This is a genomic window from Thermoflexus sp. (assembly GCF_025055495.1).
Classification (GTDB): Bacteria; Chloroflexota; Anaerolineae; order Thermoflexales; family Thermoflexaceae; genus Thermoflexus.
In genome coordinates this window covers 1-7,774 of the sequence record NZ_JANWXB010000212.1, presented here as the reverse complement: position 1 = coordinate 7,774, position 7,774 = coordinate 1, and the positions used below count along the sequence as shown (strand labels likewise).

6 protein-coding genes are annotated in these 7,774 nt (G+C 64.8%); 1 reads left to right on the top strand and 5 read right to left on the bottom strand.

Annotated elements, in window-relative coordinates:
* Window positions 1-103: 103 nt before the first annotated feature.
* The 5 genes from NZM16_RS07060 to pheS form a co-directional block, all read right to left on the bottom strand.
* Window positions 104-844, bottom strand: a complete 741-nt coding sequence (locus tag NZM16_RS07060; RefSeq protein ID WP_295479577.1) for a HesA/MoeB/ThiF family protein — start codon at window positions 842-844, stop codon at window positions 104-106.
* A 272-nt stretch (window positions 845-1,116) separates the two neighbouring features.
* On the bottom strand, window positions 1,117-3,657 hold the full coding sequence (gene pheT / locus NZM16_RS07055; protein WP_295479575.1) for a phenylalanine--tRNA ligase subunit beta: 2,541 nt from the start codon (window positions 3,655-3,657) through the stop codon (window positions 1,117-1,119).
* A gap of 125 nt (window positions 3,658-3,782) precedes the next feature.
* On the bottom strand, window positions 3,783-4,235 hold the full coding sequence (locus NZM16_RS07050) for a DUF86 domain-containing protein (protein WP_295479572.1): 453 nt from the start codon (window positions 4,233-4,235) through the stop codon (window positions 3,783-3,785).
* On the bottom strand, window positions 4,232-4,660 hold the full coding sequence (locus tag NZM16_RS07045; RefSeq protein WP_295479569.1) for a nucleotidyltransferase domain-containing protein: 429 nt from the start codon (window positions 4,658-4,660) through the stop codon (window positions 4,232-4,234). Before NZM16_RS07045 ends, NZM16_RS07050 begins: the two co-directional genes overlap by 4 nt.
* Entirely contained in the window at window positions 4,657-5,691 is a 1,035-nt protein-coding gene (pheS, locus tag NZM16_RS07040; RefSeq protein ID WP_295479566.1) for a phenylalanine--tRNA ligase subunit alpha, read from the bottom strand. Before pheS ends, NZM16_RS07045 begins: the two co-directional genes overlap by 4 nt.
* Before the next feature lie 1,197 nt (window positions 5,692-6,888).
* On the opposite strand from pheS, the gene NZM16_RS07035 reads away from it, so the two are divergent.
* Window positions 6,889-7,668, top strand: coding sequence for a DeoR/GlpR family DNA-binding transcription regulator (locus tag NZM16_RS07035; protein ID WP_295450191.1), 780 nt, complete (start codon window positions 6,889-6,891; stop codon window positions 7,666-7,668).
* Window positions 7,669-7,774: the final 106 nt, after the last annotated feature.

The window sequence follows — 7,774 nt, the reverse complement described above, 5'->3', positions numbered from 1 at the left end:
CTTCCCCCCTTCCCAGGGCCCCAGGGGCCCTGGGAAGGGGCCTGGCCCGCTTCCCTCCCGAGGGCGCTTGGATCGGACTTGTCGCCTGAAGTTGCCCATGGCGTTATTCCTCTGTGCGCAGGATCCTGCAGGTCGGACAATCGGATCGGGGGCGGACGTGGAGGACCCGCATCTCCATGGTCAGTCCATCGTAGATGAGATAGCGATTGAACAGAGGTTCGCCGAGGCCCAACAGGAGTTTCAACACCTCCGTCGTCTGGATCATGGCGATCAGCCCCGGGGTGGTTCCCACGACCGGGAAAACCCCTGGCGGCGGCCCAGCCTCGAAGAGGCAGCGAAGACAGGCGGTCTGAGGAGCCAGAACGGTCATCGCCCGACCCTCCCATCCCCAGATGGCCCCATGCACCAGCGGCTTGCGCGATCGAACCGCGTAATCGTTTAAGATGAGCCGGGTCTCAAAATTGTCCAGCGCATCGACGATGATCTCGACGTCCCCCAGCAGCGCTTCCACATTCTCTGAGGTCAGGCGCGCTTCGATCGGTTCAATCCGAATCAGGGGGTTCAATCGCTGTAGCTTTTCCGCCGCGGAACAGACCTTGGGCCGGCCGATATCCTCGCTCCAGTAGAGGATCTGGCGGTTCAGATTGGTGAGTTCCACCGTCTCGCTGTCGATCAGCTTGAGGGTGCCTACACCGGCCGCGGCCAGGTAGAGGGCAGCCGGGCAGCCGAGCCCTCCCGCGCCCACAATCGCGACACGCGCCTGGGCCAGTCGCTCTTGACCCGCCATCCCCCAGCCGTCCAGCCGCATCTGTCGATCGTAGCGAAGCCAGCGCTCTTCTTCCATCTTCGGCCATTCCTCCTTTCCCCTTCCTCGTCCAGGAACGGTATGCCGTTCCATACTCGGAAAGGGGTTTTGGGGCTGGGGCGATCCCACTCGATCTGCTTCACCTGGCCCTCTGAATCCTCCGTTCGGGCCGACTGATCCCCGGTTTGGGAAGGCAGTGGGGCTTTTACCGCTGGTTGAGTCGCTGGACCGGTGACCCTTTCCCCGATCTCCCCTTCCCTGCGGCCCTGGGCCGCAGGGAAGGGGACATTTCCGTTTGGGAGTGGATGGGTTTATTCTTCTCGTTGCCGGACCATTGCCCCGCAGCGCTCCGCTGCCGCGCGGATCAGCCGCTCCCGCAATCCCGCCACCTCCCGATCGGTGAGGGTGCGGTCCTCCGCCTGGTAGAACACCGTGAACGCCAGACTTCGATGGCCGGGCGGGATGGGATCTCCCTGATAGACATCGAAGAGCCGCACCTTGCGCACGAGCGGGGCGCCCGCTTCTCGGAGCACGGCCGCCAGGACCGCGGCTGGCACGCCCTCCGGGACGACGAAGGCCAGATCCTCCACGACCGGAGGCACTCGCGGCACGGCCTCGAAGGTGTGGGCCATCGGCGTCAGCGTCTGCAGCGCCTCCAGATCCAGCTCTGCCACCAGCACCGGTTGGTCTGGCAGCTCCCACGCCCGGCGCACCAGCGGATGCAACTCCCCCAGAATCCCGATGGAACGCCCTGCCGCCTTCACCTCCGCCCCGCGGCCCGGATGCAACGTCGGATGTTCGGCTCGCTCGAAGGTGACCTCAGGGATGTGGAGCCGTTCCAGCAGGGTCTCCACGATCCCTTTCAGGTCGAAGAAATCCATCGGCGCGCGATCCACGGGCAGCCACGAGGAGGGATCCCGGGGCCCGGTGAGGGCCAGGCCCACGCGCCGCGGTTCCTCCGGCAACGCGGCGTTAGGGACCGGCAGGAAGACCTTCCCCACTTCGAAGAGGGCGACGCGCTCCCGGAACCGCAGGTTGTCAGCCAGGGTGCGTAGCAAACCCGGGAGCAGCGTGTGACGGAGCACTGTGCGCTCCTCGCTGATCGGGTTGATCAGGCGGATATACTCGATGGCCGTGTAAGGGTTCACCATATCGGGCGGGGTCAGGCGGGCTTCGTCGTCCGGATGGATCAGGGAATAGGTGATCACCTCCTGTAGCCCGCAGGCGACCAGGATGTCCCGCACCCGTTCCTCGAAGATCCAGGCGGGGTTCCCTCGCTGCGGCGGCAGGGGGTCCCGCAGCCGGGTCTCGGGGATCCGATCGTAGCCCCAGATCCGGGCGATCTCCTCGATGAGGTCTTCCGGTCGGCTACAGTCCAGCCGGTGATCGGGCACCGTCACCCGCCAGGCCGTGGGCGGCGGCGGACGACGGCCCCGGCGGCGCGAGGGCGCGATCGGCTCCATCTGGAATTCCAGGGAACGGAGGATCCGCTCGATCTGGCGGGGCGGGATCGAGAAGCCCAGGACCCGCTCCACCGCCTCGACGGAGAGAGAGATCGTCACGCGACGGGCTTTCCGCACATAAGCGTCGGCGATCCCCTGAGCCACCCGGCCTCCCGCCAGCCGCTGCATCAAGGCGGCCGCCCGTCGGGCGGCCGGCACGGTCAGGGCAGGGTGGATCCCCCGGCCGAAGCGGGCGCTGGCCTCGCTGGGCAGCCGGTGGCGGGTGACGGTGCGGCGGATAGAGATGAAATCGAAATTCGCCGATTCCAGCAGCACGGTGCGGGTGGCTTCGGTGACCTCCGTCTCCGCTCCGCCCATCACCCCGGCGATGGCGATGGGCCCGGCCTCATCGCAGATCAGCAGATCCTCCGGATCCAGCGTTCGCTCGATCCCGTCCAGGGTGCGGAGGCGCTCGCCGGGCCGGGCGCGGCGGACGATGATGGTGGGCCGGCGGCCGCCAGCGCGTTCGACCAGCCGGTCGTAATCGAAGGCGTGGAGTGGCTGGCCCCATTCCAGCATCACGTAGTTGGTGATGTCCACGATGTTGTTAATGGGGCGCAGCCCACAAAGCCGCAGCCGCCATTGCATCCAGTAGGGGGAAGGGCGGACCTGCACCTGCTGGATGACCATAGCCGAATACCGTGGACAGCCTTCCGGGTCCTCGATGCGAACGGCGGCGAGGCGGCGGATGGCTGGGCCCAGGGCCTTCACCGCGGTGGAGGGATAGCGGAGGCGTCGGCCGGTGAGGGCGGCGACCTCGCGGGCGATCCCGATGATCGAGAAGGCATGAGCCAGGTTGGGCGTGAGATCGATATCCAGGACCACATCGCCCATGTAATCGGCCAGCGGCATCCCCACCGGGGCCTCCGGGTCCAGCAGGATGATCCCCTCATGATCCTCGGAGATCCCCAGTTCTTTCTCCGAGCAGACCATGGCATCCGAGTAGATCCCCCGAATGGCTCGTCCCTGAAGGGTCATCTTGACCCACCCCGGCTGGTGGCCGTCGTAGAGCGTCGCGCCCTCCAGAGCGAAGGCCACCTTCAGCGGCCGTTCCAGGGGGCGCTCCCGAAAGGGGAAAAGGTTGGGGGCGCCGGTGACCACTGTCTTCGGCTCCCCTCGGCCGTAGTCCACCGTGGCTAGGAGCAGGCGATCGGCGTTGGGGTGGCGATCGATCTGGAGGATCTGCCCGACGACGATGCGCTCCCGGTCCCATTCCAGGGCAGCGCCGGGGATCCCGAAGCGCTCGATGGCGGTCACCTCCAGGCCGGCCATCGTCAGCCGTTCCGCCAGCTCCTCCGGCGAGAGATCGACCGGCACATATTCCTGCAACCAGCGCAGTGGAACCCGCATCTCGCATCCCTCCGGCGAGGATGGATGAAGCGATCGATGGAAGACCCCTCCGCAACAGCGCACAACACGGAGCGCCCCGCTCCAGCGTTTCAGGAAGGACGTGCGGGACGTGCTGGGTTGGGCGCTCAAGGGCCCTGCTGCGGATGGGAGGGGGAGAGCCCCGTAGATGCTCCGATCGCGCGGATGAAATCCTTAATATCCCGCAAGGCCTCCGGGAGCGCTTCGAAAACCGCCCGGTCATCCGTTTCCCAATAACGATGAACTGGGCGATTCCGAAGGCGAATCCATCCCTGCAAGCGCTGGGTCAGCTCCTTCGAGACGATTTGATGCCCCTCCAGGATCTGAACTGCTTCGCTATACGTTTCTGGAGTTCGCCACCGATTCTGGGCGATCAGATGATGCGCGATATCCACCACCGCCTCGGCTGTCACGATCCAATGATAGCGGGCGCTTCCGGCACGATGGGGATCCTCCATGAACTCCTCCAAGCTCATCCGGGCCAATGAGGCCAGGCGGTCCCGGCTTTCGAGCAGCGAAGAGATCAGCGAGCGCATTCGATCGTTTCGATAATGGATCATAAAGAAAGCACATCGCGCAGATACGCTTCGTGCAGGCGGCGGACGTCCGCGTATTCCGACCACGTGGCGGCCTCGAACTCGGACCGTCGATCCTCGTCCCGGCAGAAGGGGATCTGCCGGGGTCGGATGGCCGCGGCCCGGAAGGCGGGCGGTGCCTCGTTGAGCGCCTGGACGTCTATGGGGAAAGAGAAGCCAGCATCGCGCAGGGCCCTTTCCAGTTGGTCCGCCAGCTCCCCCTCCCGACGCCAGAGCCTTTCCGGGAGCGGATCGAGGAAGACCGCCACGTCGATATCCCGGAAGCCCTCGGCCTCGACGAAGGATCCGTGAAGATAGGCGAAGACCACGTCGGGCTCCGCGGCCAGGGCCGCGCTCAGGAGCTCGATGATCCGCCCCTTTTCTTCCGGGGAAACCCGGTGGATCCTCATCCGAATTGCTCCAGGAAGCGCAGGTCGTTGGACCAGAAATATCGAATGTCATCGATGCGATGTTTGAGCATCGTGATCCGTTGTGGTCCCATGCCGAAGGCGAAGCCGGTGAAGCGGCGCGGGTCGTAGCCGCCGTTCTCCAGCACGGTCGGGTGCACCATCCCCGCCCCGGCGATCTCCAGCCACCCCGTGAATTTGCACACCCGGCAGCCGCGCCCCTCGCACAGGATGCAGTCGATGTCCACCTCCACGCTGGGCTCCGTGAAGGGGAAATAGGAGGGGCGGAAGCGGACCCGGCGCTCCGGCCCGAACATCCGCCGGGCGAAGTCCGCCAGCGTGCCTTTGAGATCGCTCATCGTCACCCGAGCGCCGACCGCCAGCCCTTCCACCTGATGGAACATGATCTCGGAGCGGGCGGTGATCTGCTCGTAACGGTAACACATCCCGGGGAGGATCACCCGCACCGGATCCGGGCAGAAGGCCCGCATCGCGTGGATCTGGCCCGGCGAGGTATGGGTGCGCAGGATCACGCCCTCCCGGTCCGTATAGAAGGTGCTCCACATATCCCGGGCCGGGTGATGAGGCGGGATGTTCAGCAGCTGGAAATTGTACTCATCGGTCTCCACGTCGCGGCTGGTGAAGACCTGGAAGCCCATCTCGGCGAAGATCGCCACGATCTCCCGCAGGGTTTGGGTGGCCGGGTGGAGCCGGCCGGCGCGGACCGGGCGGCCGGGCAGGGTGATGTCCAGGGGCGGGGCCTCCAGCTCCCGGCGCAGGGCGGCCTGACGGACCGCTTCCAGGCGGGCGGCATAGGCGGCCTCGAGGGCCTCTTTCACCTCGTTGGCCCGGCGCCCGATAATCGGCCGCTGATCCTTCGGCAACGTCCCCAGCATGGCGAACGTCTCCATCAACCGGCTCCGCCGTCCCAGGTAACCGGCATGCCATGCCCGGAGCGCCTCCTCGGAATCCAGGGCCTCCAGAGCCCGCAATGCCTCCTCTTGCAGTCGCTCCAGCTCATCTGTAGTGATCATCCTGTCGCTTCCTCCTGGAATGAATCGGCAGGAAAGTTCCAGTGAGGCCGAATCGGGCGGCCTCACCGATCCGCAAAACATCGAATTCCCCTTTGATTTCTGACTTGGGGGTTTCCGGGACGATGCAGTGGGCCTTTAGCCCTCTTCACCGCCACCTGAAGTCTTCGTCCCTCCTCTTTCCCGTTTCCCGGCTTTCGCTAAGGGAGAGAGGGGGAAAGAGGATGGGAGGGGATCCTGTGAGGTCCCTCCCTGCCCGGATGCTTTTCCCAGTGTAAGTCGATACAAGTCCTCATGAAAGAATCGCGCCCTCATCCCCACCAGGGACGAGGGCGTGGGATCCCCCGCGGTACCACCCTGCTTGGCCTGGGCGCCTCCTCCCCAGACCCTCTCATGGGCCCATGGTTGCATCTTCCCATGGGCGGCCCGGATAACGGCGGGCCCTCCGGGAGCGACTACTGCGGACCTGGAGGAAAAGCGATCCGGTTCGCCGCTCCGGCTCCGGGGCGAACTTCAGCCGACGGTCGCCGAGCGAGGCTCTCAGCCCCTGGCCCCGCCGCTCTGGCGGCGCCGCTCCGGCCTACTCTTCCCCTTCCTCGCCGTTTTCAATTGTTGGACATGTTTGTGGGTTCGGGATAGGGACCGGGAGCCTTCGGCCCTCTATCCCAAGGATATTCCCGGGAATCACACCGTTGGGAGCCGGCCGGATGAGGTGGAATGGCCCCATCCTCTTTGAGAACGCTTAGGGCGGGCACTCCGTTTCGCCTCATGCCCGACTACAAACGGTGGTCTTTTGTTCGTCGTCGGGCACGTGAGTGCCCGTTCTTTAAGTCCGAAAGGGCAAAGACGCCCGATGGAACCTTAGAGCGCTGTTGATATCTATTATAGCCTGACCGGCGGAAGCTCGCCGCTGATAGGGTAGAGAGTCAGGCTCTCCGGGCGCTTGGTCTAACCCTCCACAACACGCTGTTGTGAACTAATCATCAGCTTTCAGATTGAAGAGGCCCCGGTTGGATTTAGGCTTCAACAGCGCCCTTTCCCGACGATGGAGGGAACAGGCAAGGGGTGTGGAAGGGAAAAGGGACAACGAAGAGGGCTTCGCTGTAGCATCGCCGAGCCTTTAAACGCGGTTCACAAAAACTTGACAATCGATCCGGATCGATTATCATGTTGATTGATCCTGATCGATTATGATTGATTATGAAGGAATCGCGGGCCCTCTCCAGTTACGAACGGCGTCAGCAGCTGTTGGAGTGGATCGCGCGCAGCGGCCGGATTTCCACCTCCGAGATCCGGAAGCGCTTCGGCGTGAGCGAGGCTACCGCCCGGCGCGATCTGGAAGTCCTCGCGGAAGAGGGCAAGGTGATGCGGGTGCACGGCGGCGCGGTGTTCGTGCGGCGGGCGCCCCCGGAGCCGCCGTTGCTGCAACGGGAGCAGGAACAATTTGTGGAAAAGCAGCGCATCGGCCGGGCCGCTGCCGCCCTGGTGCAGGAGGGCGAAACGATCTTCCTCGGATCCGGCACCACCACCCTTGCCGTCGCCCGGCACCTGAAGGGCCGGCAGGGCCTCACGGTGATCACTAACTCCCTGCCCGTGATGAACGTCCTGGCAGACGAGCCGGGCATCACCCTCATTGGCATTGGAGGGCTATTGCGGCCCAGTGAGCTTTCGTTCATCGGGCACATCGCCGAGCAGGCCCTTGCTGAGCTGCGCGCCGACAAGGTCTTCATCGGTATCCGTGCCCTCAGCCTGGAGCACGGGCTGACCAGCGATTACCTCCCCGAGGTCCTCACCGATCGCGCCATCCTCCGGATGGGCCGTGAGGTCATCCTGGTCGCCGATCACACCAAATTCGGTGCGGTTTCCTCGGCCTTCTTAGCGCCCGTCATCAGTGTGCACCGGATTGTGACGGATGCTACCGCGCCCCCCGAAATGGTGACGGCCCTGCGTCGCCTCGGCATCGAAGTCATCCTGGCTTAGAGAGGAGAGCGCCCAGGAATGCTTCTTCAGAACTTCCGTCCCAAATCCCAACTGGTCACCCGGGTCACCGAGATCCGCAAGCCTCGCTTCCCCGTCATCGACGCCC

Bases quoted from the DNA above. Each gene is read 5' to 3' on its own strand.
- NZM16_RS07060 (WP_295479577.1), bottom strand. From the start codon at position 844: ATGGAAGAAGAGCGCTGGCTTCGCTACGATCGACAGATGCGGCTGGAC.
- pheT (WP_295479575.1), bottom strand. From the start codon at position 3,657: ATGCGGGTTCCACTGCGCTGGTTGCAGGAATATGTGCCGGTCGATCTC.
- NZM16_RS07050 (WP_295479572.1), bottom strand. From the start codon at position 4,235: ATGATCCATTATCGAAACGATCGAATGCGCTCGCTGATCTCTTCGCTG.
- NZM16_RS07045 (WP_295479569.1), bottom strand. From the start codon at position 4,660: ATGAGGATCCACCGGGTTTCCCCGGAAGAAAAGGGGCGGATCATCGAG.
- pheS (WP_295479566.1), bottom strand. From the start codon at position 5,691: ATGATCACTACAGATGAGCTGGAGCGACTGCAAGAGGAGGCATTGCGG.
- NZM16_RS07035 (WP_295450191.1), top strand. From the start codon at position 6,889: ATGAAGGAATCGCGGGCCCTCTCCAGTTACGAACGGCGTCAGCAGCTG.